26 protein-coding genes are annotated in these 26,804 nt (G+C 63.6%); 17 read left to right on the forward strand and 9 right to left on the reverse strand.

Annotated features, from left to right (window positions below; genetic code table 11):
* Positions 1-30: 30 nt before the first annotated feature.
* The 14 genes from proB (at position 31) to HCN50_RS30345 (ending at position 13,088) form a co-directional block, all read left to right on the forward strand.
* A complete protein-coding gene (gene proB, locus HCN50_RS30280; protein WP_171713538.1) occupies positions 31-1,173 on the forward strand; it encodes a glutamate 5-kinase in 1,143 nt (380 codons plus the stop codon).
* Between the two features lie 104 nt (positions 1,174-1,277).
* Positions 1,278-2,570 (forward strand): glutamate-5-semialdehyde dehydrogenase, encoded by a 1,293-nt coding sequence (locus tag HCN50_RS30285; RefSeq protein ID WP_171713539.1) that lies wholly within the window; start codon positions 1,278-1,280, stop codon positions 2,568-2,570.
* Positions 2,571-2,601: 31 nt separating this feature from the next.
* Positions 2,602-3,231: a nicotinate-nucleotide adenylyltransferase gene (locus HCN50_RS30290; RefSeq protein ID WP_171713540.1), complete on the forward strand. Its 630-nt coding sequence runs from the start codon at positions 2,602-2,604 to the stop codon at positions 3,229-3,231.
* A 218-nt stretch (positions 3,232-3,449) separates the two neighbouring features.
* Positions 3,450-3,803: a ribosome silencing factor gene (gene rsfS / locus HCN50_RS30295; RefSeq protein WP_171713636.1), complete on the forward strand. Its 354-nt coding sequence runs from the start codon at positions 3,450-3,452 to the stop codon at positions 3,801-3,803.
* Positions 3,804-3,915: 112 nt separating this feature from the next.
* Positions 3,916-4,398, forward strand: a complete 483-nt coding sequence (gene rlmH, locus HCN50_RS30300) for a 23S rRNA (pseudouridine(1915)-N(3))-methyltransferase RlmH (protein WP_171713541.1) — start codon at positions 3,916-3,918, stop codon at positions 4,396-4,398.
* 40 nt (positions 4,399-4,438) lie between these two features.
* Positions 4,439-5,821: a murein hydrolase activator EnvC family protein gene (locus tag HCN50_RS30305; RefSeq protein WP_171713542.1), complete on the forward strand. Its 1,383-nt coding sequence runs from the start codon at positions 4,439-4,441 to the stop codon at positions 5,819-5,821.
* Entirely contained in the window at positions 5,818-7,176 is a 1,359-nt protein-coding gene (locus HCN50_RS30310) for a S41 family peptidase (RefSeq protein ID WP_171713543.1), read from the forward strand. Before HCN50_RS30305 ends, HCN50_RS30310 begins: the two co-directional genes overlap by 4 nt.
* A gap of 179 nt (positions 7,177-7,355) precedes the next feature.
* A complete protein-coding gene (locus HCN50_RS30315; RefSeq protein WP_171713544.1) occupies positions 7,356-8,555 on the forward strand; it encodes a divergent polysaccharide deacetylase family protein in 1,200 nt (399 codons plus the stop codon).
* A 95-nt stretch (positions 8,556-8,650) separates the two neighbouring features.
* Entirely contained in the window at positions 8,651-9,157 is a 507-nt protein-coding gene (locus HCN50_RS30320) for an RNA pyrophosphohydrolase (RefSeq protein WP_171713545.1), read from the forward strand.
* 79 nt (positions 9,158-9,236) lie between these two features.
* Positions 9,237-9,734, forward strand: a complete 498-nt coding sequence (locus HCN50_RS30325) for an RNA pyrophosphohydrolase (RefSeq protein ID WP_171713546.1) — start codon at positions 9,237-9,239, stop codon at positions 9,732-9,734.
* A gap of 657 nt (positions 9,735-10,391) precedes the next feature.
* The gene (locus HCN50_RS30330) at positions 10,392-10,844 is read left to right on the forward strand and encodes an Hsp20 family protein (protein ID WP_171713547.1); all 453 of its coding nucleotides are present in this window, start codon (positions 10,392-10,394) and stop codon (positions 10,842-10,844) included.
* A gap of 102 nt (positions 10,845-10,946) precedes the next feature.
* Positions 10,947-11,447: an Hsp20/alpha crystallin family protein gene (locus HCN50_RS30335; RefSeq protein ID WP_171713548.1), complete on the forward strand. Its 501-nt coding sequence runs from the start codon at positions 10,947-10,949 to the stop codon at positions 11,445-11,447.
* A 78-nt stretch (positions 11,448-11,525) separates the two neighbouring features.
* Entirely contained in the window at positions 11,526-11,852 is a 327-nt protein-coding gene (locus HCN50_RS30340; protein ID WP_235977312.1) for a hypothetical protein, read from the forward strand.
* Positions 11,853-11,987: 135 nt separating this feature from the next.
* Entirely contained in the window at positions 11,988-13,088 is a 1,101-nt protein-coding gene (locus HCN50_RS30345) for a Do family serine endopeptidase (protein ID WP_171713549.1), read from the forward strand.
* 146 nt (positions 13,089-13,234) lie between these two features.
* On the opposite strand, the gene HCN50_RS30350 is transcribed toward HCN50_RS30345, so the two are convergent.
* The 5 genes from HCN50_RS30350 to HCN50_RS30370 all read right to left on the reverse strand — a co-directional run bounded on the left by HCN50_RS30350 (position 13,235) and on the right by HCN50_RS30370 (position 18,264).
* Complete coding sequence (locus HCN50_RS30350; RefSeq protein WP_171713550.1) at positions 13,235-13,642, reverse strand: F0F1 ATP synthase subunit epsilon; 408 nt, start codon at positions 13,640-13,642, stop codon at positions 13,235-13,237.
* Between the two features lie 87 nt (positions 13,643-13,729).
* Positions 13,730-15,172 (reverse strand): F0F1 ATP synthase subunit beta, encoded by a 1,443-nt coding sequence (gene atpD, locus HCN50_RS30355; RefSeq protein WP_171713551.1) that lies wholly within the window; start codon positions 15,170-15,172, stop codon positions 13,730-13,732.
* A 34-nt stretch (positions 15,173-15,206) separates the two neighbouring features.
* Complete coding sequence (locus HCN50_RS30360; RefSeq protein ID WP_171713552.1) at positions 15,207-16,082, reverse strand: F0F1 ATP synthase subunit gamma; 876 nt, start codon at positions 16,080-16,082, stop codon at positions 15,207-15,209.
* Positions 16,083-16,174: 92 nt separating this feature from the next.
* Positions 16,175-17,704, reverse strand: coding sequence for a F0F1 ATP synthase subunit alpha (gene atpA, locus HCN50_RS30365; RefSeq protein WP_171713553.1), 1,530 nt, complete (start codon positions 17,702-17,704; stop codon positions 16,175-16,177).
* A complete protein-coding gene (locus HCN50_RS30370) occupies positions 17,704-18,264 on the reverse strand; it encodes a F0F1 ATP synthase subunit delta (protein ID WP_171713554.1) in 561 nt (186 codons plus the stop codon). The genes atpA and HCN50_RS30370 overlap by 1 nt, the downstream gene beginning before the upstream one ends.
* Before the next feature lie 639 nt (positions 18,265-18,903).
* On the opposite strand from HCN50_RS30370, the gene HCN50_RS30375 reads away from it, so the two are divergent.
* On the forward strand, positions 18,904-19,416 hold the full coding sequence (locus tag HCN50_RS30375) for a septal ring lytic transglycosylase RlpA family protein (protein ID WP_171713555.1): 513 nt from the start codon (positions 18,904-18,906) through the stop codon (positions 19,414-19,416).
* Positions 19,417-19,704: 288 nt separating this feature from the next.
* Here HCN50_RS30375 and HCN50_RS30380 read toward each other — a convergent pair whose 3' ends face one another.
* Positions 19,705-21,915, reverse strand: coding sequence for a primosomal protein N' (locus HCN50_RS30380; protein ID WP_171713556.1), 2,211 nt, complete (start codon positions 21,913-21,915; stop codon positions 19,705-19,707).
* A 147-nt stretch (positions 21,916-22,062) separates the two neighbouring features.
* Here HCN50_RS30380 and HCN50_RS30385 point away from each other — a divergent pair, with 147 nt between their 5' ends.
* Both HCN50_RS30385 and HCN50_RS30390 read left to right on the forward strand, forming a co-directional pair.
* Positions 22,063-23,034 (forward strand): tyrosine recombinase XerC, encoded by a 972-nt coding sequence (locus HCN50_RS30385; protein WP_171713557.1) that lies wholly within the window; start codon positions 22,063-22,065, stop codon positions 23,032-23,034.
* Between the two features lie 114 nt (positions 23,035-23,148).
* Positions 23,149-23,748 carry a DUF4337 domain-containing protein gene (locus HCN50_RS30390; RefSeq protein WP_171713558.1) on the forward strand — a complete coding sequence of 200 codons (600 nt, stop codon included), beginning with the start codon at positions 23,149-23,151 and terminating at the stop codon, positions 23,746-23,748.
* A gap of 154 nt (positions 23,749-23,902) precedes the next feature.
* Here the strand turns inward: HCN50_RS30390 and HCN50_RS30395 are convergent, their stop codons facing one another.
* From HCN50_RS30395 to HCN50_RS30405, 3 genes are all read right to left on the reverse strand, one after another.
* Positions 23,903-24,433 carry a hypothetical protein gene (locus HCN50_RS30395; protein WP_171713559.1) on the reverse strand — a complete coding sequence of 177 codons (531 nt, stop codon included), beginning with the start codon at positions 24,431-24,433 and terminating at the stop codon, positions 23,903-23,905.
* A 138-nt stretch (positions 24,434-24,571) separates the two neighbouring features.
* The gene (gene lpdA, locus HCN50_RS30400) at positions 24,572-25,972 is read right to left on the reverse strand and encodes a dihydrolipoyl dehydrogenase (RefSeq protein ID WP_171713560.1); all 1,401 of its coding nucleotides are present in this window, start codon (positions 25,970-25,972) and stop codon (positions 24,572-24,574) included.
* A 35-nt stretch (positions 25,973-26,007) separates the two neighbouring features.
* On the reverse strand, positions 26,008-26,757 hold the full coding sequence (locus HCN50_RS30405) for an SDR family oxidoreductase (protein ID WP_171713561.1): 750 nt from the start codon (positions 26,755-26,757) through the stop codon (positions 26,008-26,010).
* Between the last annotated feature and the right edge of the window lie 47 nt (positions 26,758-26,804).

The raw sequence follows: 26,804 nt of genomic DNA on the forward strand, positions 1-26,804 counted from the left end.
TTCCCATCATCGGCACCATTCGACCGCACCATGAAACGCCCCGCGCTCAAAAACTTCCGCCGCATCGTCGTCAAGGTCGGCTCCTCGCTCCTGATCGATTCCAACGCGGGCGAGGTGCGTTCGGCCTGGCTCTCGGCGCTGGCGGCCGACATCGCAAAGCTCCACGGCGAAGGCCGCGATGTCCTGGTGGTTTCCTCAGGGTCGATCGCGCTCGGGCGCAGCCGTTTGAAATTGCCGCGTGGCCCCTTAAAGCTCGAGGAAAGCCAGGGCGCCGCGGCCGTGGGACAGATCGCATTGGCGCGGATCTGGTCGGAAGTGCTGGGGGCGCACGGCATCGGCGCCGGTCAGATCCTGGTGACACTGCAGGACACCGAGGAGCGCCGCCGCTATCTCAACGCCCGCTCGACCATTGCAAAACTACTGGAATGGCGTGCGGTGCCCGTAATCAACGAGAACGACACGGTCGCCACCAACGAAATCCGCTATGGCGACAATGACCGTCTCGCCGCACGCGTCGCCACCATGGCGAGCGCCGATCTCTTGATCCTGTTATCCGACATCGACGGCCTTTACGACGCGCCGCCGGGCGCCAATCCCAATGCGAAGCTTATTCCGATCGTCGAGTCCGTCACCTCGGAGATCGAGGGCATGGCGGGCGCGGCCGAATCCGAATTGTCGCGCGGCGGCATGTTCACCAAGATCGAGGCGGCGAAGATCGCGACGACATCAGGCACGCATATGCTGATCGCCTCCGGCAAGATCGAGCATCCGCTGCAGGCGATCGCCGATGGTGGGCGCTGCACCTGGTTCCTGACTCCAGCCAATCCTGTCACCGCGCGAAAGCGCTGGATTGCGGGCTCGCTGGAGCCCAGGGGCACGCTGACCATCGATGCCGGCGCTGTCGCGGCACTCCGTGCAGGCAAAAGCCTGCTGCCGGCCGGTGTCATCCGGATCGACGGCCAGTTCGCCCGCGGCGACGCGGTCGTGGTGCGCGGCCCCGACACCCATGAGATCGGCCGCGGCCTCGTCGCCTACGACGCCGAGGATGCCGAGAAGATCAAGGGCCGCTCCTCGCCGGATGTAATGGCTATCTTGGGCATCAGCGGCCGGGCCGAAATGATCCATCGCGACGATCTGGTGGTGGGGCCGGCCGGGGCCATTCCGGCCAAATAGGCCATTGGCCGAGCTGTACCGCGATTCGGCCAGGCCGGTTCCGGACCTCGCAAAAGCGGGATTTACGTGCTAGGACATAACCTTAACTCAAGACGAGACCTGCGATGACCGCCCCCCTGAAGGCAATCGATGGCAACGCCGATTTGCCCGCTTTGATGACCGACCTCGCTGCCCGGGCACGAACCGCCGCGCGGGTGCTGGCGCTGGCGCCGCCGGAGCAGAAGGACCGGGCGCTGGAGGCGATTGAGCGGGCGATCCGCGCCAATGCAGCCAAGATTCTCGCCGCCAATGCCGAGGACGTCGCGGAAGTGCGCGCAGGCGGCGCGACCGCGGCCTTCATCGACCGCCTGACCCTGACGCCTGCCCGGATCGATTCCATGGCCGATGGCGTAGCCACGGTGCGCGCCATTCCCGATCCGGTTGGCGCCGTCACCGAGAGCTGGCAACGGCCGAACGGCATGACCATCGAGCGCGTGCGGGTGCCGCTTGGCGTCATCGGCGTGATCTTCGAGAGCCGTCCCAATGTCGCAGCCGACGCCGGCGTACTGTGCCTGAAGTCCGGCAATGCGGTGATCCTGCGCGGCGGCTCCGACAGCTTTCGCTCCTGCCGCGCGATCCATGACTGCCTGGTGCAGGGCCTGCGCGAAGCGGACCTGCCGGAAGCCGCAATCACGCTGGTGCCGACGCGCGACCGCGCCGCTGTCGGGCTGATGCTCTCGGGATTGAACGGCGGCATCGACGTGATCGTGCCACGCGGCGGCAAGAGCCTGGTCGCGCGCGTCGAGGCGGAAGCGCGCGTGCCGGTGTTTGCGCATCTCGAAGGCGTCAACCACGTCTATGTCGATCGCACCGCCAATCTCGAGATGGCCAAGTCGATCGTGCTGAACGCCAAGATGCGCCGCACCGGCGTCTGCGGCGCCGCCGAGACCCTGCTGGTCGATCGCGCCGGCGCCGCGACTACTCTGAAACCGCTGGTCGAGATGCTGATCGCATCGGGCTGCGAGGTGCGCGGCGATGATGCCGTGCAGAAGATCGACGCGCGCGTGAAGCCGGCGACCGAGGACGACTGGGACACCGAGTATCTCGACGCGATCATCGCCGCGCGCGTGGTCGACGGCGTCGACGCGGCCATCGCGCATATCCAGAACCACGGCTCGCGCCATACCGATGCGATCGTGGCCGAGGACGCAAGGGCAGCGGAAAAATTCCTCAGCGAAGTGGATTCCGCGATCGTGCTGCACAATGCCTCGACGCAGTTCGCCGATGGCGGGGAATTCGGTTTCGGCGCGGAAATCGGGATCGCCACCGGCAAATTCCACGCCCGCGGTCCGGTCGGCGCCGAGCAACTGACGAGCTTCAAATATCGCGTTCACGGCACCGGGCAGACGCGGCCGTGAATGTAGCCTCGCGCACGCCGTGACCCGGCTGATGCAATTGCAATCCGCCGCGCAAGCCATTCCCTTCCACACCAACGGCATGCGCATCGGCCTGCTCGGCGGCTCGTTCAATCCGCCGCACGCTGCGCATCGCGCCATCAGCCTGTTTGCGATGAAGCGCCTCAAGCTCGATCGCGTCTGGTGGCTGCTGACGCCGGGCAATCCGCTCAAGGACACCGGTCACCTGCAGGATCTTGCCGACCGCGCGCGTGCCGCACACGAAGTCGCCGCCGATCCGCGCATCGATGTAAGCTGTCTCGAAGCTGTCATCGGCACCAGATACACTGTGGACACGATCATTCATTTGCGCCGCCGCGTGTCCGGCGTGCGTTTCGTCTGGATCATGGGCGCCGACAATCTCGCGCAGTTCCATCGCTGGAAGGACTGGCGGCGCATCGCCTCCGAGGTGCCGATCGCCGTGATCGACCGTCCGCCGCAGAGTTTCCGGGCCCTCGCCGCGCCCGCCGCCCAGGCGCTGGCACGCTTCCGGGTGCCCGAAAACCAAGCCGCCCGGCTAGCCGATCAGCAGGCTCCCGCCTGGGCCTTCCTGACCGGCATGAAACTGAACCTGTCTTCCACCGGCCTCCGGAACTCCGATGGAAGCTGGAAGGCAAAGAAGTGACAGTCCGGTTCGTACCGGCATGTGGGGCCACTGGAATATTGAAACCGTTAACCCCACATGCCTAATATGGTCCGCGACGCCGGGATTCGGCGTTCGCGATACAGTGAAAGGAATGGTCCCTGGCCACATCTGTATTGTCCAAGTCCAAGTCTGTTTTACCCAAGGTTCCCAGCAAGTCTGCCAAGACCGCGCGTAAAACATCGACACAAGCTGCGGCCTTGAAGGCGCAACCCGACGCCGACAAGACGCTGAATATGATCCTCTCCCGCCTCGACGATATGAAGGCGGAAGAAACGGTCACCATCGACCTTCGCGGCAAATCTGCATTTTCCGACTACATGATCGTCACCACCGGCCGGGTCAACCGGCACGTCGGCGCGATCGCGGAAAACGTCACCAAAGCCCTGAAGGAAAACGGCATCAGCAACATCCATGTCGAGGGCTTGCCCAATTGCGACTGGGTGCTGATCGATTCCGGCGATGTGGTCCTGCACGTATTCAGGCCCGAGGTGCGCGAATTCTACAATCTAGAAAGGTTGTGGGCGCAAAACCCGGCGGCGGCGGCGATCTGAGTTCCTCAGCCGTGCGAATCGGCTGAGGCGCATGTAGTCTGTTTGCTCGCGCGCAAACCGCGCGTGCCGGAAAGTGCACGCCAGAAACAGCATTCATGCGTCTTGTCCATTCATGCGTCTTGTCGTTGTCTCAATCGGCCGGCTGAAGCAGGGGCCAGAGCAGGAATTGGCCGAGCGCTATCGCGAGCGCTTCGAGGACCTCGGCCGCAAGCTCGGCTTTCGCGGCCTTTCGATCCAGGAAATTCCCGAAAGCCGCGCCCGCGATACCGCGACACGGATCGCTGAGGAAGCCGCGGTGATCGCGGCGGCAATACCGGAGAAATCCGTGCTGGTGGCGCTCGACGAGCACGGCAAGAGCATCGACAGCGCGAGCTTCGCCAGGCAGCTTGGCCAATGGCGGGACGAAGGTATCGCCAACACAATTTTCGCAATCGGAGGCGCGGACGGACTTTCGCCCGATTTGCAGCGCAAGGCTAAGCTACGCATTGCGTTCGGCTCGGCGACCTGGCCGCATCAAATGGTCCGCGTCATGCTTCTTGAACAGATTTATCGGGCCGCGACCATTCTTGCCGGTCACCCCTATCATCGCGCTTAAGGCACGGTGACGTGAATACAGACAACGCTGAATAGGCCGGATGCATTCAACGCAGCACATTCATTCCTATCCTGGCACCGCACGTCGCGGCGCGCCGCTGATATCAGCCGTCTCGCTTCCCCTGATCCTGCTGTCCGCAAGCTTTGCCGTGACGTCGCTTTTGCCGGCGGTAGCGCAACCCGCGCCAGCCGCGCAGCAAGCGACCGCCGTTTCGCCGGATGCCCTCAAGCAGCGCGAGCAGGAATTGGAGGCTGCGCGCGAGGAGCAGCGCAAGGCGGCCGAGCTGCAACAGAAGCTGAAGGCCGACATCGCCGCGATCGGGCAGGACCGCTCCAAGCTCAACCAGCAACTGATCGACATCGCGACCCAGGTGCGCGGCATCGAAACCCGCATCGGCGAGACCGAGGGACGGCTGCGTCCGCTCGATGCTCGCGAGCAGCAGATCCGTGCTTCGCTCGATTCGCGCCGCGCTGAAATCGTCGAGGTGCTGGCGGCCTTGCAGCGTGCCGGGCGGCGCACGCCGCCGGCGCTGCTGGTGCGGCCTGAGGATGCGCTGCAGTCGCTGCGCACCGCCATGCTGCTCGGCGCGGTCGTCCCCGAACTGCGCGGCCGTGCCGAGAAACTCGCCAATGATCTCGGCGAGCTCGTGAGCCTGCGCAAGACCATTGCTACCGAGCGCGACATCCTGGCGCGGGACCGCGACAAGCTGAAGGACGATCAGATCAGGCTGGCTGCGCTGGTCGACGAGCGGCAGCGCAAACAAAGCGCGATCGAGAAGGACATGGAGGCCGAAGGCGCGCGCGCCATCAGCCTGTCCAAGCAGGTCGACGGCCTGCAAGGCCTGATCACGAAAATGGAGCAGGATCTGAAGAGCGCCGCCAAGGCAGCCGCGACCGCCAGCCTGCAGGGCGCTCCGCCGGCCCCAGGCGGCAAGCCCAATCTGGGGGCGTTGAAGGACCCCGCCCGGTTAAGCCCCGCGATCGCCTTTGCCTCCGCCAAAGGGCTGTTTGCCTTTCCGGTCAACGGCCGCAAGATTCGCGATTTTGGCAGTTCCGATGGCGCAGGGGGCGTCGAAAAAGGCATTTCTTTGGCAACCCGGGCCGGGGCTCAGGTCACAACACCGTGTGACGGCTGGGTTGTTTACGCCGGGCCCTTCCGCAGCTACGGACAACTCTTGATCCTCAATGCCGGGGGCGGGTATCATGTCCTGATCGCCGGGATGGAGCGCATTTCGGTAAACATCGGCCAGTTTGTACTTACGGGAGAGCCGGTCGCGACTATGGGGACAACGTCCCAGGTTGCATCCATTCTCGCGACGACCGCGAGCCAGCCGGTGCTCTATGTCGAGTTCCGTAAGGACGGCACTCCAATCGACTCAGGCCCATGGTGGGCCGCAAGTGAAGGCGAAAAGGTTCGCGGATGATGCGCAAGACTTCTGTAATTCTTCTCAGCGCCGCCACCGGTGCGGCTTTGACGCTCTTCGTCACGCAGCCTCGTTCCGTACTGATGGGATCGAGCGCGCGTGCGGCGACCTCCGACACCTACCGCCAGCTCAATCTGTTCGGCGACGTATTCGAGCGCGTGCGCAGCGATTATGTCGAGAAGCCGGACGACTCCAAGCTGGTCGAATCTGCGATCTCGGGCATGCTGGCCGGCCTCGATCCGCATTCCAGCTACATGGACGCGAAGAGCTTTCGCGACATGCAGGTGCAGACACGCGGTGAATTCGGCGGACTCGGCATCGAGGTCACGATGGAAGACGGCCTGATCAAGGTCGTCTCGCCAATCGACGACACGCCGGCGTCAAAGGCCGGTATCATGGCCAACGACATCATCACCAATCTCGACGACGAAGCCGTGCAGGGTCTGACCCTCAATCAGGCCGTCGAGAAGATGCGCGGGCCGGTCAACACCAAGATCCGCCTCAAGATCATCCGCAAGGGCCAGGACAATCCGATCGAAGTCACGCTGGTGCGCGACAACATCCGCGTCCGCTCGGTGCGCGCCCGCGTCGAACAGGACGACATCGCCTATATCCGCATCACCACCTTCAACGAACAGACCACCGAGGGCCTCAAGCGCGAGATCACCAATCTCTCGAACCAGCTCGGCGACAAGCTGAAGGGCTACATCATCGACCTCAGAAACAATCCCGGCGGCCTGCTGGAGGAAGCGGTCACCGTTTCCGACACCTTCCTTGAGCGCGGCGAGATCGTCTCAACCCGCGGCCGCAACGCCGAGGAGACCCAGCGCCGCGCGGCGCATGCGGGCGACCTGACCAAGGGCAAGCCGATCATCGTGCTGGTCAATGGCGGCTCGGCCTCGGCCTCCGAAATCGTCGCCGGCGCGCTGCAGGACCACAAGCGCGCCACGCTGGTCGGCACGCGGTCGTTCGGCAAGGGCTCGGTGCAGACCATCATCCCGCTCGGCAGCGGCAATGGCGCGCTGCGCCTGACCACCGCGCGCTATTACACGCCGTCGGGCAAGTCGATCCAGGCCAAGGGCATCGTGCCCGATATCGAGGTGCTGCAGGACGTGCCGGACGAGCTGAAGGCGCGCACCGACACCAAGGGCGAAGCCTCGCTGCGCGGCCACCTGAAGACAAACGACGGTGACGAGAAGACCGGCTCGCAATCCTACGTGCCGCCGGACGCCAAGGACGACAAGGCGCTGAAAACGGCGGCCGACCTGCTGCACGGCATCAAGTCGACCGCGAGCGGCCCGACAACCGGCGACAAGGCGGCGGTCGACAAGCCGGCGAACAAGGCGGCAAACTGATCGCAGCCTGATCTTGGGAACGGGATGTTCGTCGCAATAAAAGGGGCGGCCCAGCGGGCCGCCCCTTTTCCGTTGCTGTTCCGGCCGCTGGCCCCCGAACGGTGCTTTTTGCGGGTCGGCGCAGGCGCTTGAATCCGGGCCATCGTGGTATCGTCGGGCCGGGTGATTCGGGAAGGTTCATGACGGAAACGGCCGACGAACTGAGTACGCCGCTCGGGCAGAAAGCAGAGCGCAAGAAGCGCTGGTTTCGGCTGCCGTTCACGGCGATGCAGGCGCTGGCCGTGCTGCTTGGCTTGTTCCTGGTCGCTTTCCTGACCGTAGCGCTCTTTACCGACAATCCGCTCGGCGGCGAGCCGATCGCCCGCGTCGCGTTGCGCAAGCCGGCCGACGAAAAGCAGTCCGCAGCCGCTTCCGGCCCCCCCGAACAGGCGCCCAAATCCGCGGCCCATCAGGCCCCGGCCGGCGACAACAAGACCGTCACCATCATCGACGGCTCCAGCGGCAAGCGCCAGGACATCGTGATCGGCAGCGACACCGCCGACAAATCCCCCGCCGAGGCGGCGCCGGCCGCCGCAATGGCGGGCATCGATCAGCGGCTGCTGGAGAAGTCGCGCCACGGCATGATCCCGGTGGTGGCCGATGGCCTGAAGCCTTTCACGGTCTATGCGGCCGATGCCGACCGCGCCAAGGCCGCGAGAATGCCGGTGGTCGCGATTGTCGTCGGCGGCCTCGGCGTCGGCGCAGCCAAAACCACCGATGCCATCATGAAACTGCCGCCGGCCGTCACGCTCGCCTTTACGCCTTACGGGGCAGACCCCGCCAGGCTGGCCGAGCGGGCCCGCGCGCAGCGTCACGAGATCCTGCTGCAGGTTCCGATGGAGCCGTTCGACTATCCGGACAACGATCCGGGCCCTCAGACCCTGCTCACCACGCTGACATCAGACCAGAACATCGACCGGCTGTACTGGCATCTCAGCCGGTTTCAGGGCTATGCCGGGATCGCCAATTTCATGGGAGCGCGTTTCACCGCCGCCGACACCGTGATGCAGCCGATCATCCGCGAAGCGGCCAAGCGCGGCCTTGGCTATCTTGATGACGGCTCCTCGCCGCGCAGCGCCGCACCAGCCCTGACGGCGGCCCAATCGATGCCCTTCGCCAAGGCCGATTTCACCATCGACGCGGTGCCGACCTCCGCCGAGATCGATCGGATCTTGGTCAAGCTGGAGACGCTCGCCAAGGAACGCGGGATGGCCGTGGGCGTTGCCTCGGCCCTGCCGATTTCGATCGAGCGGCTTGCCGTCTGGATCAAGACCCTCGACAACCGTGGCATCATGCTTGTGCCATTGACAACGGCGATGCTGAAATCAAAATCAGGCTAGAGATCAAGCTGATGGCGACAATCCGGGCTATTCCCGACGGCGCCGACCCGATCGATTGCGGGCGGAGTTGATGCAAGCAAAGGAGTGCTGACGGAATGGCGCGCTACGAGGACCTGCCTTACCGGACTTGCGTCGGCATGATGCTGATCAATGCAGCCGGGCTGGTCTTCATTGGCCGCCGAGCCGGTGGCATCGAGCATGTCGACGAAACCCATGTCTGGCAGATGCCGCAGGGTGGGGTCGATCCCGGCGAAGATACCTGGGAGGCCGCCAAGCGCGAGCTTTACGAGGAAACCAGCGTCCGCTCCGTGGAGAAGCTCGGCGAGGTCCCGGACTGGCTGATCTACGATATTCCGCGTACCGTGGCCGGCCGCGCCTGGAAGGGCCGCTACCGCGGGCAGCGGCAGAAATGGTACGCGGTACGCTTTACCGGCAAGGACGCCGAGATCAACGTCGCCAGCCCCGGCGGCGGCGGACACAAGGCCGAATTCGTGAGCTGGCGCTGGGAGCCGATGAAGAATCTCCCGAACCTCATCGTTCCGTTCAAGCGCCCGGTCTATGAACGCGTGGTCAAGGAATTCGCCAGCCTCGCTGGCGGCTAGCATGACGCATCTTTCACGCACTGCGCCGTCATTCCGGGACATGCGAAACATGAGCCCGCAATCTCGGGTGTGACCGAAGATGCCCGACAAACCCTATCGTCCCAATGTAGGTATCGCGCTGTTCAACAGCGCCGGCGAGGTGCTGATCGGGCGACGCTTCCGTGACGACGGGCCGGAAATCATTCTCCCCGGGCTCGAGTGGCAGATGCCGCAAGGCGGCATCGACGCCGACGAGAATCCGCGCGACGCCGTCATGCGCGAACTCTGGGAGGAGACCGGGGCGGTCAGCGCCGATTATCTCGGCGAGAGCGATTGGATAAAATATGACTTTCCGCCCTATGACGGACCGCCCACGCATCGCCTCGCCCAATTCCGCGGCCAGCGGCAAAAATGGTTCGCGCTACGCTTCACCGGCAGTGAGGACGAGATCGACCCGCTGACGCCGCGCAACGGCCAGCCGGCCGAATTCGATTCCTGGCGCTGGGAGCGGCTCGATCGCGTCGCCGATCTTGTGGTGCCGTTCCGGCGCGAGGTGTACCGGACAGTCGCAGGACTATTTGCGGAATTCGCCCGCTAGATTGCATGACGCACCGCGTCCGCAGGACGGACAGCGCTTGACAGCATTTCGTCGCTCAATATTTTTCGGCCGGCCATCTCGCAGAAAGTGCCGGATGCCGTCGGCGGTTCGGTATCAGCGAACCTTTTTGTACCGGCCGCAGACTAACTGGCGCAGCCTTGAAAACCACCCGCTCCGTACGGTGTCGTGCCTCCCATGATGGAAGTAATTGTAGCCAAGCGCCGCCGGAGTTGGGAGTGGCGGGTACACAGCCAGGAGGGCGCGCTGATCATGCACGGGCGCGAACGTACCCGTCCGGCTGCCCGCTACCAAGGTTACCGGTGCCTGTTCATGCTGTTGGCCATCGGCCCCAGGCCGCACGAGCCGCGGACGCCCAAGCTTCGTAACGAGCAGCTAACCGGCCGCAAGGGGGTGTCCGACCTCGTGCAGCTTCAGCGCCCTGCCCGGCCATTTACGCTGGATTAAGTCTGCCGCCGCGAGGCGCGGCGCCGCTGAAAAATTTTCAATCCGGGTCTTGAAACTTTTCAACCTTCTTCTAATTCGATTTTTGCCGCTGACAGCGGCGCCGGATGCCAGCTCGGGTCCGGCGAGTTGATTGGGCGCCGGACGGTGTCCGACGCTCCTTCGTATCCATCTTGCTCCTCGGAGGACTTGGCTATGAGGACCTTTGACTTCTCGCCTTTGTGGCGCTCCACGATCGGCTTCGATCATTTGGCTGAGCTGCTCGACAGCAGCCTGCGACAGTCGGCCGACGACAATTATCCACCCTATAACGTCGAACGGTGTGGCGAAGACGCCTATCGGATCTCACTTGCCGTTGCCGGTTTCGGCGTCGACGACATTGCCGTGACCGCAGAACGCGACACGCTGATCGTTGAAGGCAGGAAGCCCAACGCGGATCAGCGCGAATATCTCTATCACGGCATCGCGGCACGGCCGTTCCGTCGGGTGTTCAACCTCGCCGACTACGTGCAGGTCAAGCAGGCCTCGTTCAAGGACGGGCTGCTGATCATCGATCTCATGCGCGAAATTCCCGAAGCGATGAAGCCGCGGCGCATCTCGATCGGTAACGCCGACGCTTCGCGCCAGATCGAACAGAAGGCGGCTTAGGCCACTTCGGCAACGGCAATAGCGGCTTGTCGCGCGGCTCGCGAGCCGCGCGCGAGCCCGCGCAGCAACTATCGACATGCAGATCTTTATGAGGAGGACACTATGGCTTTTCGTGATCTGATTCCGTGGTCGAGAAACCAGGAGCTTACGTCCGCGCGCGACAGCTTCGATCCCTTCTTCACCCTGCACCGGGAAGTGAACCGGCTGTTCGACGATGTCTTCCGCGGCTTCGGGATGCCTGCTCGCTTTGGCAGCCCGCTGATGGAAGGTCGCTTCGGATGGCCGAGCATCGAGCTGAACGAGACCGACAAGGAGCTGAAGATATCCGCTGAACTGCCCGGACTGACAGAAAAGGACGTTCAGGTCGAGATCGCCAACGGCGTTCTGACGTTGCGCGGCGAGAAGAAGTCCGAGCGAACCGACAATGGCGGCAGGTACTTCTCGGAGCGCTATTACGGTGCGTTCGAGCGGCAGATTCCGCTCGACGGCGTCGTGGAAGACAAGGCCGAAGCCAAATTCCATGACGGCGTGCTGACGATCACGCTGCCGAAGTCCGAGCAGGCCAGCTCGGCCGTCAAGCGCATCCCGATCAGTAATCAATGATGACATTGGCGGCGGCGCGGCACGCCGCCGCCAAGCCATAACACGTCTCGATGGAAGGAGAGTAAGGAGACCCCGCCGATGAGCAAGGCCGATTTGAGCACCGCTGACTTTGCGTTATTTCATCCCGCCGCACATTATGATTCCCCAGATGAAGTATTGGACGACCGGCAGCTTTCCGACGCGGAGAAGCGCGTGATCCTGTCGTCCTGGGCATCCGACATGTTCGCGGTCGAATCCTGTCCTGACCTGCGCGACATTCCCGGCATGGACCATCCCATCCGGCTCGTCGATATCCTGACTGCATTGCGCCGGCTCGATGGCGATGAAGAACCCGGACAGCATACCAGCATCGGCAGTCGATGGCCGCGTTGGAGGACCGTCACCCGCGGGCTTTCACCATGCTGACGCCAGCCATTCTGGTCATCACATGGATCAACCACGCTGCTGCCTTGTGGGCCGCGCCGTGGTTTGCCGTGCAGCAGAGCGCGGCACCGCAAGCAGGCTCCTGATCCATTCCGTCCTAATCTGCAGACAAGAACCATGAACCGACTTCTTGCGATTGTGCTGGCGAGCCTAGTCGGCACCGCGACCGTTGCGGCCCCGGCGTTGGGACAAATTCCGAACCTGCGGACCGGTGGCGCTGTGCCGACGCTGGCGCCGCTGGTTCGCGAGGTCACGCCCGCGGTGGTCAACATCGCGGTCCACGGCAAGGTCCGCCAGGACAATCCCCTCTACCGCGATCCGCTGTTTCGGGAGTTTTTTGACGTTCCCAAACAGTTAGAGAAGGAAATCAACGCCACCGGCTCCGGCGTCATTGTCGACGCGCAGAAGGGTTATGTCCTGACCAACAACCACGTTGTCGATCAGGTATCGACTGTCCAGATCAAAACCAAAGACGGTCGGCCGTTTTCGGCCAAGGTCGTTGGGCGCGATCCGGCCACCGATATTGCCGTACTGCGCATTCAATCGCCGAGCGGGCTGAAGGCGATCGCGTTCGGCGACAGCGACGCGCTCGAAGTCGGCGATTTCGTCCTCGCCATCGGCAACCCCTTCGGGCTTGGCCAGACGGTAACTTCGGGCCTCGTCAGCGCACTCGGCCGCACCGGGCTCGGCAAGCAGGGCTTTGAGGATTTCATCCAGACCGACGCGGCGATCAACCCCGGCAATTCAGGCGGCGCGCTGGTCAATCTCAAGGGAGAATTGATCGGCATCAATTCCGCAATCATTTCGCCCGCCGGCGGCAATGTCGGCATCGGCTTTGCCATTCCCGTCAACATGGCCCGACGGGTGATGGAACAGATCGTCGAGAAGGGACGCGTCGAACGCGGCCGGATCGGCATTTCCTTGCGCGAACTAAATCCATCTACCGACAGTGGACGCAGCGAGGGTGCGCGGATCGCCGACGTTACTCCCGGCTCGCCTGCGGAAGCGGCAGGGCTGCGCAAAGGCGACATCGTGCTGAAAGCGGATGACCGCCCAATCCATTCCGCCGCGCAACTGCGAAACCGGATTGGCCTGGCCCGGATCGGCGAACAGGTCCGCTTGACAGTTGAGCGTTCCGGAATGCCTCAAAACGTTACCGTGGCGGTGGGGCCGGCCTCGGACGCTAACGGCAATCAGGGCTCCGCTCAACCGCGATAGTTGACCCTAATTCGCGCCGGTCGAAAGCGGGCCGATGGCGATCGCTTAGCTAGAGAACGCTGCCTCAAAAGCTCAGCGCCCGTCACAGGGTGACGAGCACTGGCGGTATCAGGGCCTTCAAATGCCCCGGGGCGGTACCCCGGGGCTTAGTGCATAGCCGTCGCGTTGAGCTCGATCTGGATACTCTTGAAGTGATCCAGTCGCTCGATGGCATGATCGAGCTCGGAGCCTTCCTTCTCGGCGAGCTTGGCTTCCATCTCGGCGATGGTCTCGGCGAACTGCGCGCGATCAACGTCGGCCATCGAGGTCGCGACGTCGGCGAGCACCGTCAGTCCGTTTTCCGACATTTCGGCAAGGCCGCCGAGCACGATGATCTTCTGATGCGCGCCATTGGCGGTGACGGTCAGGATGCCCGGGCGAACCGCCGCCACGACGGGCGCGTGACCGGCCAGCACGCCGAAATCGCCTTCCACGCCGGGGACGTCAACCTGATCGACCTCGCCGGAGAAGGCGAGCTTTTCGGGGGAGACGAGATCGAAATGAAAGGTAGCCATGGAGAACCTGCGAGTAGCGAGTAGCGAATAACGAGTGGAGAGGAATGGGAGCAGCGCAATTCGCTACTCCCTATTCGCCATTCGCCCCTAGGCTGCTTCAGCAGCGAGCTTCTTGCCCTTCTCGACGGCTTCTTCGATGGTGCCGACCATGTAGAAGGCCGCTTCCGGCAGGTGGTCGTACTTTCCTTCGCAGAGGCCGCGGAAACCCTTGATGGTGTCCGCGAGCTCGACGAACTTGCCGGGCGAGCCGGTGAAGACTTCGGCGACGTGGAACGGCTGCGACAGGAAGCGCTCGATCTTGCGGGCGCGCGCCACCGCGAGCTTATCCTCTTCGGACAGTTCGTCCATGCCGAGAATGGCGATGATGTCCTGCAGCGACTTGTACTTCTGCAGCACCTGCTGAACCATGCGGGCTGTCTGGTAGTGCTCTTCGCCGACGACGAGCGGCGAAAGCATGCGCGAGGTCGAGTCGAGCGGGTCCACCGCCGGGTAGATGCCCTTTTCGGAGATCGCGCGGCTCAGCACCGTCGTGGCGTCCAAGTGGGCGAACGAGGTCGCCGGCGCCGGATCGGTCAAGTCGTCGGCGGGCACGTAAATCGCCTGCACCGAGGTAATCGAGCCCTTCTGGGTGGTGGTGATGCGCTCCTGCAGCGCGCCCATGTCGGTGGCGAGCGTCGGCTGATAGCCCACCGCCGAAGGAATACGGCCCAAGAGCGCCGACACTTCCGAGCCGGCCTGCGTGAAGCGGAAAATGTTGTCGACGAAGAACAGCACGTCCTGGCCCTGGTCGCGGAAGTGCTCGGCCACGGTAAGACCCGTGAGGCCGACCCGGGCGCGGGCGCCCGGCGGCTCGTTCATCTGGCCGAACACCAGCGCGCACTTCGACTTCACGCTCGGATCCGGATTGTGCGGATCGGCATTGACCTTGGATTCGATGAACTCGTGATAGAGGTCGTTGCCTTCGCGGGTACGCTCGCCGACGCCGGCGAACACCGAGTAACCGCCATGCGCCTTGGCGACGTTGTTGATCAGCTCCTGAATCAGCACGGTCTTGCCGACGCCGGCGCCGCCGAACAGGCCGATCTTGCCGCCCTTGGCGTAGGGCGCGAGCAGGTCGACCACCTTGATGCCGGTGACGAGAATTTCGGCCTCGGTCGACTGGTCGGTATAAGTCGGCGCTTCCTGGTGGATGGCGCGGGTGCCTTCGGCCTTGATCGGACCGGCTTCGTCGATCGGCTCGCCGATCACGTTCATGATGCGTCCGAGCGTGCCGTCACCCACGGGAACCGCGATCGGCTGGCCGGTGTCTTTCACTTCCTGGCCGCGCACCAGACCTTCGGTGGCGTCCATGGCGATCGTGCGGACGGTGGACTCGCCGAGGTGCTGCGCGACTTCGAGCACCAGGCGGTTGTTGCCGTTCTTGGTTTCCAGCGAGTTGAGAATGGCCGGCAGGTGGCCTTCGAACTGCACGTCGACGACGGCGCCCATGACCTGGGTGACGCGACCGATCTGGTTGGCTGCTGTAGCCATTTACACTCTCCTTCGATCCGAATTTCTTTCCCGCTCAGACTGCTTCTGCGCCGGAGATGATTTCGATGAGTTCCTTGGTGATCTGGGCCTGACGCGTGCGATTGTAGACCAGCGTCTGCTTGCGGATCATTTCGCCCGCGTTGCGGGTAGCATTGTCCATCGCGCTCATCTGCGCGCCGTAGAACGAGGCGTTGTTTTCCAAAAGTGCCCGGAAGATCTGCACCGCAAGATTGCGCGGCAGCAGGCGGGTGAGGATCTCGTCCTCCTCCGGCTCGTACTCATAGGCCGTTGCCGCGCCGTTGCCGCTTTGACCTTCGACAACAAGCGGAATGATCTGCTGTGCGGTCGGGATCTGCGCGATCACCGACTTGAACTGCGAATAGAACAGCGTGCAGACGTCGAACTCACCGGCCTCGAAGCGGACTAGCACCTTCTTGGCAATGTCTTCGGCATTGACGAAGCCGAGCTGGCGCACGCCGCGCAGATCGAGATGTTCGATGATCTGCTTTTCGAAGGTGCGGCGGAGCTGCTCGTAGCCCTTGCGGCCGACGCAGAAAAACTTGACTTCCTTGCCCTGGTTCATCAGCGACAGCGCGCGCTCGCGGGCGAGACGCACGATCGCAGAGTTGAAGGCGCCGGACAGGCCGCGCTCACCGGTGCAGACCAGGAGCAGGTGAACCTGGTCCCTGCCGGTGCCGGCCAGGAGCGCCGGCGCGCCGGGCGAACCCGCCGCGGCGGCCGCGATGTTGGAAATCACCGCATCCATCTTCTGGGCATAGGGCCGCGCCGCCTCGGCGGCGGTCTGCGCGCGGCGCAGCTTGGAGGCCGCGACCATCTGCATCGCCTTGGTGATCTTCTGCGTCGCCTTGGTCGAGGCGATGCGCACCCGCATGTCTTTAAGTGAAGCCATTCTCAGTTCACCCCGGCGATCTGGCCATCAGGCCCGACCGCAAGCCACTGTTTCGCCGGGCCCGGCCAGATGCCGGGCCATGGCGGCAATCATTAAGAAAACGTCTTGGCGAAACCTTCGACCACGATCTTCAGCTTGGCCGCGAGATCGTCGGAGAGATCGCGGCTGTCGCGGATGCCGTTGAGAATGTCGGCGTTCTTGCCGCGCAGGAGCGACAAGAGACCGTCCTCGAACGCGCGCACCTTGTTGAGCGGCAGCGGATCGAGATAGCCATTGGTGCCGGCCCAGATCACGCAGACCTGCTCTTCCATCTTCAGCGGCGAAAACTGCGGCTGCTTCAGGAGTTCGGTGAGACGCGAGCCGCGGTTCAGGAGGCGCTGGGTCGAGGCGTCAAGATCGGAGCCGAACTGCGCGAACGCCGCCATTTCGCGGTATTGCGCCAACTCGCCCTTGATCTTGCCGGCGACCTTCTTCATCGCCTTGGTCTGCGCCGAGGAGCCGACGCGCGACACCGACAGACCGACGTTCACCGCGGGGCGGATACCCTGGAAGAACAGGTCGGTTTCCAGAAAGATCTGGCCGTCGGTGATCGAGATGACGTTGGTCGGGATGTAGGCCGACACGTCGTTGGCCTGGGTTTCGATGACGGGCAATGCGGTGAGCGAGCCCGAGCCCTGATCCTTGTTGAGCTTGGCGGCGCGCTCGAGCAGGCGGGAGTGCAGGTAGAACACGTCGCCCGGATAGGCTTCGCGGCCCGGCGGGCGGCGCAGCAGCAGCGACATCTGGCGGTAAGCGACGGCCTGCTTGGAGAGGTCGTCATAGATGATCACGGCGTGCATGCCGTTGTCGCGGAAGTACTCGCCCATGGTGCAGCCGGTGAAGGGGGCGATGTACTGCATCGGCGCCGGGTCGGAAGCGGTGGCGGCGACGATGATCGAATATTCCAGCGCGCCCTGCTCTTCGAGCACCTTGACGAACTGGGCAACCGTCGAGCGCTTCTGGCCGATCGCGACGTAGACGCAATACAGCTTGATGTTCTCGTCGGGCTGGGCGTTGAGCGGCTTCTGGTTCAGAATGGTGTCGAGCGCGATCGCGGTCTTGCCGGTCTGGCGGTCGCCGATGATCAGCTCGCGCTGGCCGCGGCCGACCGGGATCAGCGCGTCAATCGCCTTGAGACCGGTCGCCATCGGCTCGCTCACCGACTTGCGCGGAATGATGCCGGGCGCCTTGACGTCGACGCGCATGCGCTTCTCGGCCTTGATCGGACCCTTGCCGTCGATCGGGTTGCCCAGCGCGTCGACCACGCGCCCAAGCAGGCCCTTGCCGACCGGCGTGTCCACGATGGCACGGGTGCGCTTGACGGTCTGGCCTTCCTTGATCTCGCGGTCGGCGCCGAAGATGACGATACCGACGTTGTCGGTTTCGAGGTTCAGCGCCATGCCGCGGGTGCCGTTCTCGAACTCGACCATTTCACCGGCCTGGACGTTATCCAGACCGTAGACGCGGGCGATACCGTCGCCGACGGACAGCACCTGCCCGACTTCGGTGACCTCGGCCTCCTGGCCAAAATTCTTGATCTGGTCCTTGAGGATCGCGGAAATTTCCGCGGCGCGGATGTCCATCAGCCTGCCTCTTTCATCGCGTGCTTGATCGAATTGAGTTTGGTGCGAACCGAACTATCCACCATGCGGCTGCCGAGCTTGACCACAAGACCGCCAATGATGGAGGGATCGATTTTCACGTTGAGCGCGACGTCCTTGCCCGTCACCGATTTCAGTGCCGTCTTCAGCGCGTCGAGATTCTTGTCATTGAGCTGTTCGGCGACGGTGACGTCGGCGGTCACCTCGCCCTTGAACTTCGCCACCAGCGCGCGGTAGGCGCGGATCACATCGGCGACGGCGAACAGGCGCCGATTGGCAGTCAGAACTTTGAGGAATTTGGCGGAGGTGCCGGTAATTCCGGCCTTGTCGAGCACGGCATTGAGCGCCTTTGCCTGCGAATCGGCCGAGAAGACCGGGCTGCGGACGAGGCGCTTGAGATCGGCGCTTCCGTTCAGCATCGCCTCGAATTTATCGAGATCGGCCTTTACCGCGTCGACGGATTTCTCCTCGCGCGCCAACTCGAACAAGGCCGTAGCATAACGGCCGGACACTCCCGAAACGGACGGATCTTCAGCAGCCACAGACTCGCTCTTTATTGCTGTCAAACTCGCAAGGGAAAAACCGTCGCCACGGGTAGCGGCGCCTAGCGATCCAAGCCCTTGGAATTCAAGCGGGACTTCGATTTTCGACCGGCACGCGAAGTGCCGGGATCGTTAAAATCGCGGCTTTGCTAACATAGCGAGCGCGCAGGTGCAACATGACCGCGCAATGGGCGATGCCTTGTCGCATGTCAATTTCCGGGCCCCGTCGAATGCACTTTGATGGGGTTCAGCGCGCCGGAATTTTGAGTCTCGCGGGTGCAGAGTCTCTAACGGTCCGTGACCAGCCAATTCGTTCCACCCGCATTTGCATGGCCGCTATGACCGATAGCGTTCGGAACGAATCCTGCGCCCCGCCTCCATTTGATCATTACTTGCGCAAATCTTTACTCGATGTGTGATGACTGTATTGTCAAGTAATAACGAGTATTGAATTGGTTAAAAATCTATTAAACTGCAAGATTACGGAATATCGTCGACGGTACCAAGATATGTCAGCCCGAGACATTCTCGATTTACTGCCCAATTCATGCCTCATTGCCTCATCAAACGGCCCTCTGAGGTTGGGACGGGGGTTCCATTTGTCACATCTGTGGCAAATACTATCTGAGGGACTAGTTAATGTTGCATACCAATAATGTGGTGCCGGGAACTCTAACCCGGTCGCGCACGGCGCTCGCTCTGATCGCCGCAACTCTCCTGGTCGGTGGCACGGTTTCTGAGGCCTCCGCGAAATCCAGGCATCACCGCCACCATCATCACCACCACCATTCCCATCACGCCAGCAGAGCCCAGACGACCGGCGGTAGCTGGCTGGACGCCAATGCCTCGATCGGTTCGCAGAGCACCGGGCGCGGCTTCTCGGGAAAGGCCTCCTTCTACGGCAATGAATCCGGCAGCAAGACCGCCTCCGGTCAGCGCTTCAACCAGAACGCCATGACCGCGGCCCACCGCTCGCTGCCGTTCGGCACCAAGCTCCGCGTGACCCATCGCGGCCAGAGCGTGATCGTCACGATCAACGACCGTGGCCCGTTCATCCGGGGTCGCGTGCTCGACCTCTCCAAGGGCGCGGCCCGTGCCATTGGCCTGACCGGCGCCGGCGTCGGCCACGTCACCGCCGAGATCGTCTCTTAACGCGCACTCTGCGCGCCGTTTTCCGGTCCACGAGATCAGTAGGCGTTGCGTTGCGTAACCGTCGCGGAACTTCCGCGGCAACGAAGCCTGCCGTCGCAAATGACGGCAGGCTTTTTGTTTACCCTCCCCTGGAGGGGAGGGTCGGCTCACATGAAGCGCAGGGAAATCTGAGATGGGATGGGGTGATCTCTCCACTCGGGCACTGATCGAGGGGATGGACCGTCATCCCACCCCGCCGCGCGTTACACGCGCGTCGACCCTCCCCTCCAGGGGAGGGTGAAGCAGGGCTCACAAAAAGCTCTGCGGGTCGACGTCGACCTCGAGCTTGAGGTTGCCCTTGGTCTTCGGTCCTGCGGCGAGCCAACAGCGCAAATATTCCGAGAGGTCGACGTTGCGCAGCGACTTCACCAGGATACGGAACCGGTAGCGGCCCTTGATGACCGCCAGCGGCGCCTCCGCAGGCCCCAGCACCTGGATGCGCTGGTCGATCGGCGCCACGGCGGCGAGGCGCCGCGCAAAGCCTTCCGCGGTCGGCCGGTCGCCGGCGGAAATGATCAGGCTCGCGAGCCGGCCAAACGGCGGATAGCCGGTGCGCTCGCGGGATTCGATTTCGCTGGCATAAAAGGCTTCGCGGTCGCTGGCGACCAATGCCTTCATCACGGGATGTTCGGGCTGGTGGGTCTGCAAATAGCCGACCCCGCGGCCCTGATCGCGCCCCGCACGTCCGATCACCTGGTTGAGAAGCTGGAACGTCCGTTCAGCAGCGCGCGGATCGCCATTGCCGAGGCCGAGATCGGCATCGACCACCCCGACCAAATTGAGCCGCGGGAAATTATGTCCCTTCGCCACCAGTTGCGTGCCGATGATGACGTCGACGCGGCCTTCCGCGATTTCGTTCAGTTCGCTGCGCATGGTCTCGATCGAGGTGATGAGGTCGCTCGACAACACCATGGTGCGGGCTTCTGGAAACAGCGACGCCGCCTCCTCCTGCAGGCGCTCGACGCCCGGGCCGACGGCAACCAGCGATTCCTCGGCCTGGCAATGCGGGCAGATGTTCGGTCGCGGCATCGAGAAGCCGCAATGGTGGCAGACCAGCCGCTGGCGGAAGCGATGATCGACCAGCCAGGCATCGCAGATCGTGCAGGCGAAGCGATGCCCGCAGGCCCGGCAAAGGGTGAGCGGCGCATAGCCACGGCGGTTGAGGAACAACAGCGCCTGCTCGCGCCGCTCGATCGCGAACCGGATTTGCTCGGCGAGCGGCGGCGAGATGAAGCGGCCACGCGGCGGCGGCGCGCGGCGCAGATCGATCGCTTCGATATGCGGCATGTGCTGGCCGCCGAAGCGCGAGGCCAGCGCGACGCGCTGGTAGCGGCCCTTGCGCGCATTGACCTCGGTTTCGACGGAAGGCGTCGCGGACGCCAGCACGATCGGAATCTTTGCAATGTGCGCACGCACCACCGCCATGTCGCGGGCGTGATAATGCGCGCCGTCATCCTGCTTGTAGGCCTGGTCGTGCTCTTCATCGACGATGATGAGGCCGAGATCGGCATAGGGAAGAAACAGCGCCGAGCGCGCGCCGACCACGACCGGCGCTTCGCCGGCCGATATCGCGGCCCAATTGCGCTGCCTTGTCCGCGGCGTCAGTTCGGAATGCCATTCAAGCGGACGCACGCCAAAGCGCTGCGCGAAGCGGTCCAGGAATTGGCCGGTCAGCGCGATCTCCGGCATCAGGATCAGCGACTGTCTGCCGCGCCGGACGACCTCCGCAATCGCCTCGAAATAGACTTCGGTCTTGCCCGAGCCGGTGACGCCGTCGAGCAGCGCGACATGGAACGTGCCGTTCGCGGCAAGCGCCCGCATCATGTCCACCGCTGCGCGCTGCTGATGGGAAAATTCCGGCTGCGCGAACGCCGGATCAGGTGCCGGCGGCGCCAAAGGCGGCGGCATCGCTTCGGTGACGAGCGTCCCCTCATCGACCAGGCCGTCGATCACGCCGGCGCTGACGCCGGCCTCCCGCGCCGCATCCGACTTGCCGTGCAACAGGCCATCCGACAGCACCTCGATCAGGCGCCGCCGCGCCGGCGTCAGACGCCGTGGCGGCTCGCCGACCAGCCGCACGCCGAGGCGCATTCGCTCGGGCCCGAGATTTTCGCCCATCCGCAAGGCCATGCGCAGCACCATGCCGCGCGCGGACAGCGTGTAATTGGCGACCCAGTCGACCAGGTTGCGCAGTTCCTCCTTGAGCGGCGGCACGTCGAGCTTCTCGCCGACATCTTTCAGGCGATTATGCAGCCGTGGATCAGGATTGGCGTTTTCCGCCCACACCACCGCGACCACTTCGCGCGGGCCGAGCGGAACGCAGACAACGTCCCCGGGCTTCAGCTCCATGCCGCGCGGCACGCGGTACGAATAGTTCTGATTGAGCGCGACCGGCACCAACACATCGACGACGCGGGTCAACGATGCCGATAAGCTGGTTTGGCGGGTGGCGTGGTCCATCAGGGGAATCAGGCTTGTGGTATCTGGAGCGAGGCTAGCGCCGCGCCGGCGAGTTAGCGAACGGTAAACGAAAGAGGTGCGATATAATGCGTTGAAGCACCGCCTCCAAGGCAAGCTATCCAGAGCAAGCTGTCCAAGGCAGGGATGATGGCCAGGGAAGTTCCGGCATTGCAACCGATCGCGCTTGATTGCGCCGACGAGGGCCTCGCGCAGGAGATGGCGCGCTGGCTGACGCATCTGCGCGCCGAACGGCGGCTGTCGCCAAAGACGCTCGAAGCGTATGCCCGCGACCTGCGCCAATGCCTCACCTTCCTCGGCGAGCATTGGGGCGAGAAGGTCACGCTGAAACGGTTTGCCGCGCTGGAGGCCACCGATGTCAGGGCCTTCATGGCGATGCGCCGTGCCGACGACATCGCCGGGCGCTCGCTGATGCGGGCGCTGGCTGGCCTGCGTTCGTTCGGCCGCTACCTCGAACGAGAGGGCAAGGGCAAGGTCGGAGCTCTGTCCGCCATCCGCGCGCCGAAAATTGCAAAAAGCCTGCCGAAGCCGATCCAGATGGCCGCCGCCAAGCGCTTTGCCGATGCCGACGAGCGCGCCGGTGAGGAACGCGACCCCTGGATTCTCGCACGCGACGCCGCGGTGATGGCGCTGCTTTACGGTTCGGGCCTGCGCATCTCCGAGGCACTGGGACTGAAACGGCGCGACGTACCCCAACCGGGCGAAGGCGACGTTCTTATTGTCACCGGTAAGGGCAACAAGACCCGGATGGTGCCGGTGCTGCAGAACGTGCTGGCGCTGATCGCCGATTACGTCGCGATGTGCCCGTACTCACTGGCCCCGGCCGGTCCGATCTTTGTCGGCGCACGCGGCGGGCCGCTCAGCCCTCGGATCATCCAGCTCACCATGGAGCGGTTGCGCGGCGCGCTCGGCCTGCCCGACAGCGCCACCCCCCACGCGCTGCGCCATTCGTTTGCAACCCATCTGCTCAGCCGCGGCGGTGACCTCCGCGCGATCCAGGAATTGCTCGGCCACGCCTCGCTTTCCACCACGCAGATCTATACCGGGATCGACAGCGAACGGCTCCTGGAAGTCTACCGCGCCGCGCATCCGCGCGGCTGAATGCCGCCGCGTCCCGCCGACATACTCCCGTCACATCGATGGCTTCTTAGCTAGCCCCTTGCGCTCGCATTGCGGTTCGGCAATCGTGCGCCATTCATTGCCAGGAGAGAAATCATGGGCGCACATGAAAGCATGGAGCACGCGGAGCATGCCGAGCACGCGTCGGGCTCGAACAAGAACATTGCGTTGCTGATCGCCGTGATCGCCCTGTTCCTGGCGCTGTCGGAGATGCTTGGCAAGAGCGCACAGACCGAATCGATCAGCAAGAACGTCGAGGCTTCAAACCTCTGGGCGTTCTTCCAGGCGAAAAGTATCCGCCGTACCCAAATCCAGACCGCAGCCGAACAGGGCAAGCTCACGCTCGGCGCCGCCACGGATGATGCCGTCAAGGCCGCGCTGACCAAGCAGATCGACACTTGGGAAAAGACCGCGGCGCGCTACCGCTCCGAGCCGGAAACCGGCGAAGGAACAGAGCAGCTCGCCAAACGTGCCAAGGAGGCCGAAGCGGCGCGCGATGTCGCGACAGACAAATACCATCACTACGAATACGCATCGGCGATGTTCCAAATCGCCATCGTGCTGGCATCGGCAAGCATCATCACCGGTATGGCCTGGCTCGCCGCGGCGTCGGGACTGCTGATGCTGGGTGGACTCGCGATGACCGGATTTGGCTTGTTCTGGCCGCATCTGCTGCACGTGTTGCATTTGCATTGAATAGCTTTCGCTGTCATGCCCCGCCAACGGGTCGGCCGATTGGCCGCCCGACGACAGGCTCCGGCGGGGCATCCAGTACGCTGCGGCCTCTCGGCTCAAGCACTACTTGCTCTGGAATACTGGATTGCCCGGTCGAGCCGGGCAATGACGGTGGCTACCGCGCCTCGTGCACGCTCTTGCGGAAGCGCGCGATCAGCCGCAGCGTGCGCGATGACCAGCCATCGCCATCGCCACGCAGGATTTCCCGGATACGCTGCTTGATCGGCTTGACCAGCGCGGCCGCCCTGGCGCGCATCGTCATGACGAATTCATAGACTTTACTGAACCACGCCATCTGCAACAGCTTCGCGCGCGTCACGTCGAAGATGAACGCAGTGACGCCGACGCCGAGCAATTTGCCGAACACGATCACAACCGCCGCGCTGAACCAGTATTGATGCGCCAATAGCCAGAGCCCGGCCAGCTTGAGCGGAAACAGCGGGATGACGGGCACCGCGAATACGATCAGCGTCATTGCCGGCGACAGCGCATCGATGCGTTCGGACAGCCACTGCTTGAAGGCGCGAAGCGGGATCAGAGCAACGATGCGCTCGACGATTGGCTCAAGATGGTCCCACAGCCATGCTTCGATCAGGAAGATGACCGCAAGCAGGACCCAGAACGGCTGTAACAGGCGGCGCATCATCGATCGTGATCTCTAGAGCGGAATGACGTTCATTGATTGATCGCCCCGCTCTAATTCCTCGTTCAAAGCATGGTTTTTTCAAGAAGCCGGATACCCGCTTCTTCGATCATGCTCTACCCGGAATGTACCGGGTTTCGATCACATATGGATGGCGCGCTTGCCAACCGCAAGCGCGGCTTCCTTGATCGCTTCCGAGCGCGTCGGGTGGGCGTGGCATGTGCGCGCCAAGTCCTCGGCGGAGCCACCAAATTCCATCAGAACAGCCGCTTCGTGAATCATTTCGCCGGCCTCGCGGCCGACAATGTGCACGCCGAGCACGCGGTCGGTTTTTGCATCTGCGAGAATCTTCACGAAGCCGTCAGTGGTCTGGTTAACTTTGGAGCGGCCGTTGGCAGTGAACGGGAATTTGCCCGACGTATAGGCCACGCCGGCCTGCTTCAGCTCTTCCTCGGTCTTGCCGACCGACGACACTTCCGGCGTGGTATACACGACGCCTGGGATGACATCGTAGTTCACGTGCCCCGCCTGACCCGCGATGATCTCAGCGCAGGCAACGCCCTCGTCCTCGGCCTTGTGCGCGAGCATCGGCCCCGCCACCACGTCACCGATTGCATAGATGCCCTTCACGCTCGTTGAGAAATGCGCGTCGATCTGCACGCGGCCGCGATTGTCGAGCGCGATGCCGGCTTCCTTGCAGCCGAGCCCTTCGGTGTAGGGCACGCGGCCAATGCAGACCAGCACCACGTCCGTCTCGATCGTCTGCGCGACGCCACCCGCCGCAGGCTCGACTGTGGCTTTCAATGTTTTGCCGGAAGAATCGACGGCCGTGACCTTGGCGCCAAGCTTGAACACAAAGCCCTGCTTTTCGAGGATACGCTGAAATTGCTTTGCCACTTCGCCATCTATGCCAGGCAGGATGCGGTCGAGGAATTCGACGACCATGACCTCAGCGCCAAGCCGCTTCCAGACCGAGCCAAGTTCGAGTCCGATCACGCCGGCGCCGATGATCAGAAGCTTCTCCGGCACCCTCCCCAGCGACAGCGCACCGGTCGAGGACACGATGCGCTTTTCGTCGATCTCGATGCCCTTCAGCCGCGCGATGTCGGAGCCGGTCGCGATGACGATGTTCTTGGTCTCGACGGTCTGCGACTTGCCGTTGCCGCTGACCTCGACCTTGCCGGCGCCGAGAATCTTGCCCGCGCCGTAGAGCACGTCGATCTTGTTCTTCTTCATCAGGAACTCGACGCCCTTGACGTTGCCGTCGATGCCCTGCTGCTTGAAATTCATCATCGCCGGCAGATCGAGCTTTGGCGCGGAGACGCTGACCCCCATCTTGGCGAAGGAGTGCGCGGCCTCCTCGAACATTTCGGACGCATGCAGCAGCGCCTTCGACGGCATGCAGCCGACATTGAGGCAGGTACCGCCGAGCGTCGCGTTCTTCTCGACCACGGCGACCTTCATGCCGAGTTGCGCCGCGCGCACCGCGCAGACATATCCGCCCGGGCCGGTGCCGATGACGACGAGATCGTAGGTAGCCATGATGAGGTCCTGTAGCTTAAGGAACGTGTCAGGTATTACCGCCCACCCGAGACATCAAGGATGGCGCTGGTGACGTAGGATGCCTCGTCGGAGATCAGCCAGACGATGGCATTGGCGATTTCTTCCGCGGAGCCGACGCGCTTCATCGGCACCAGATGCGCGAGCCGATGCGCGCGATCAGGCTCGCCGCCCGCGGCATGGATTTCCGTGTCAATCAGCCCGGGCCGGATGCCTGCGACGCGGATGCCTTCGCCCGCGACTTCATAGCCAAGTCCGATCGTGAAGGAATCGATCGCGCCCTTGGAGGCGGCGTAATCGACATAGGTGTTCGGCGCGCCGAGCCTGGCTGCGACCGAGGAAAGATTGACGATGACGCCGCCCTTGCCGCCGTGCCTGGTCGACATGCGCTTCACCGCCTCGCGCGCGCACAAGATGCTGCCGGTGACGTTGACCGCCATCATCTGCTGGATCCGCTCGGCCGACATCTCGTCGACCCGCACGCCACTCTTGCCGAGGATGCCGGCATTGTTGACCAGCGCGCCGAGCGTTCCGAATTCGTCGGCCGCCTTGAACAGCGCGAGAATATCCGCCTCGCTGCCGACATCGCACTTCACGGCAATCGCCTTGCCGTTCTTGCCCTCGATCTGTGCGACGACTTCCTTCGCCGCCGCCTCGTTGCTGGCATAGCCGACCACGACACGGAAACCGCGCGCCGCGGCAGCGAGCGCGGCGGCGCGGCCGATGCCGCGGCTGCCGCCGGTGATCACAACAACCTTGTCCGTCACATCAGCTCCCACAAGTCGGCGTGCATTGATCCATGGCTCGCGGCGCC

This window comes from Bradyrhizobium archetypum (assembly GCF_013114835.1).
Lineage (GTDB): Bacteria > Pseudomonadota > Alphaproteobacteria > Rhizobiales > Xanthobacteraceae > Bradyrhizobium > Bradyrhizobium archetypum.

What these genes read in the sequence shown, in the direction of transcription:
- proB (WP_171713538.1), top strand. Translation starts at nt 31, where the DNA reads ATGAAACGCCCCGCGCTCAAAAACTTCCGCCGCATCGTCGTCAAGGTC.
- HCN50_RS30285 (WP_171713539.1), top strand. Translation starts at nt 1,278, where the DNA reads ATGACCGCCCCCCTGAAGGCAATCGATGGCAACGCCGATTTGCCCGCT.
- HCN50_RS30290 (WP_171713540.1), top strand. Translation starts at nt 2,602, where the DNA reads ATGCAATTGCAATCCGCCGCGCAAGCCATTCCCTTCCACACCAACGGC.
- rlmH (WP_171713541.1), top strand. Translation starts at nt 3,916, where the DNA reads ATGCGTCTTGTCGTTGTCTCAATCGGCCGGCTGAAGCAGGGGCCAGAG.
- HCN50_RS30305 (WP_171713542.1), top strand. Translation starts at nt 4,439, where the DNA reads ATGCATTCAACGCAGCACATTCATTCCTATCCTGGCACCGCACGTCGC.
- HCN50_RS30310 (WP_171713543.1), top strand. Translation starts at nt 5,818, where the DNA reads ATGATGCGCAAGACTTCTGTAATTCTTCTCAGCGCCGCCACCGGTGCG.
- HCN50_RS30315 (WP_171713544.1), top strand. Translation starts at nt 7,356, where the DNA reads ATGACGGAAACGGCCGACGAACTGAGTACGCCGCTCGGGCAGAAAGCA.
- HCN50_RS30320 (WP_171713545.1), top strand. Translation starts at nt 8,651, where the DNA reads ATGGCGCGCTACGAGGACCTGCCTTACCGGACTTGCGTCGGCATGATG.
- HCN50_RS30325 (WP_171713546.1), top strand. Translation starts at nt 9,237, where the DNA reads ATGCCCGACAAACCCTATCGTCCCAATGTAGGTATCGCGCTGTTCAAC.
- HCN50_RS30330 (WP_171713547.1), top strand. Translation starts at nt 10,392, where the DNA reads ATGAGGACCTTTGACTTCTCGCCTTTGTGGCGCTCCACGATCGGCTTC.
- HCN50_RS30335 (WP_171713548.1), top strand. Translation starts at nt 10,947, where the DNA reads ATGGCTTTTCGTGATCTGATTCCGTGGTCGAGAAACCAGGAGCTTACG.
- HCN50_RS30340 (WP_235977312.1), top strand. Translation starts at nt 11,526, where the DNA reads ATGAGCAAGGCCGATTTGAGCACCGCTGACTTTGCGTTATTTCATCCC.
- HCN50_RS30345 (WP_171713549.1), top strand. Translation starts at nt 11,988, where the DNA reads ATGAACCGACTTCTTGCGATTGTGCTGGCGAGCCTAGTCGGCACCGCG.
- HCN50_RS30350 (WP_171713550.1), bottom strand. Translation starts at nt 13,642, where the DNA reads ATGGCTACCTTTCATTTCGATCTCGTCTCCCCCGAAAAGCTCGCCTTC.
- atpD (WP_171713551.1), bottom strand. Translation starts at nt 15,172, where the DNA reads ATGGCTACAGCAGCCAACCAGATCGGTCGCGTCACCCAGGTCATGGGC.
- HCN50_RS30360 (WP_171713552.1), bottom strand. Translation starts at nt 16,082, where the DNA reads ATGGCTTCACTTAAAGACATGCGGGTGCGCATCGCCTCGACCAAGGCG.
- atpA (WP_171713553.1), bottom strand. Translation starts at nt 17,704, where the DNA reads ATGGACATCCGCGCCGCGGAAATTTCCGCGATCCTCAAGGACCAGATC.
- HCN50_RS30375 (WP_171713555.1), top strand. Translation starts at nt 18,904, where the DNA reads ATGTTGCATACCAATAATGTGGTGCCGGGAACTCTAACCCGGTCGCGC.
- HCN50_RS30380 (WP_171713556.1), bottom strand. Translation starts at nt 21,915, where the DNA reads ATGGACCACGCCACCCGCCAAACCAGCTTATCGGCATCGTTGACCCGC.
- HCN50_RS30385 (WP_171713557.1), top strand. Translation starts at nt 22,063, where the DNA reads ATGGCCAGGGAAGTTCCGGCATTGCAACCGATCGCGCTTGATTGCGCC.
- HCN50_RS30390 (WP_171713558.1), top strand. Translation starts at nt 23,149, where the DNA reads ATGGGCGCACATGAAAGCATGGAGCACGCGGAGCATGCCGAGCACGCG.
- HCN50_RS30395 (WP_171713559.1), bottom strand. Translation starts at nt 24,433, where the DNA reads ATGATGCGCCGCCTGTTACAGCCGTTCTGGGTCCTGCTTGCGGTCATC.
- lpdA (WP_171713560.1), bottom strand. Translation starts at nt 25,972, where the DNA reads ATGGCTACCTACGATCTCGTCGTCATCGGCACCGGCCCGGGCGGATAT.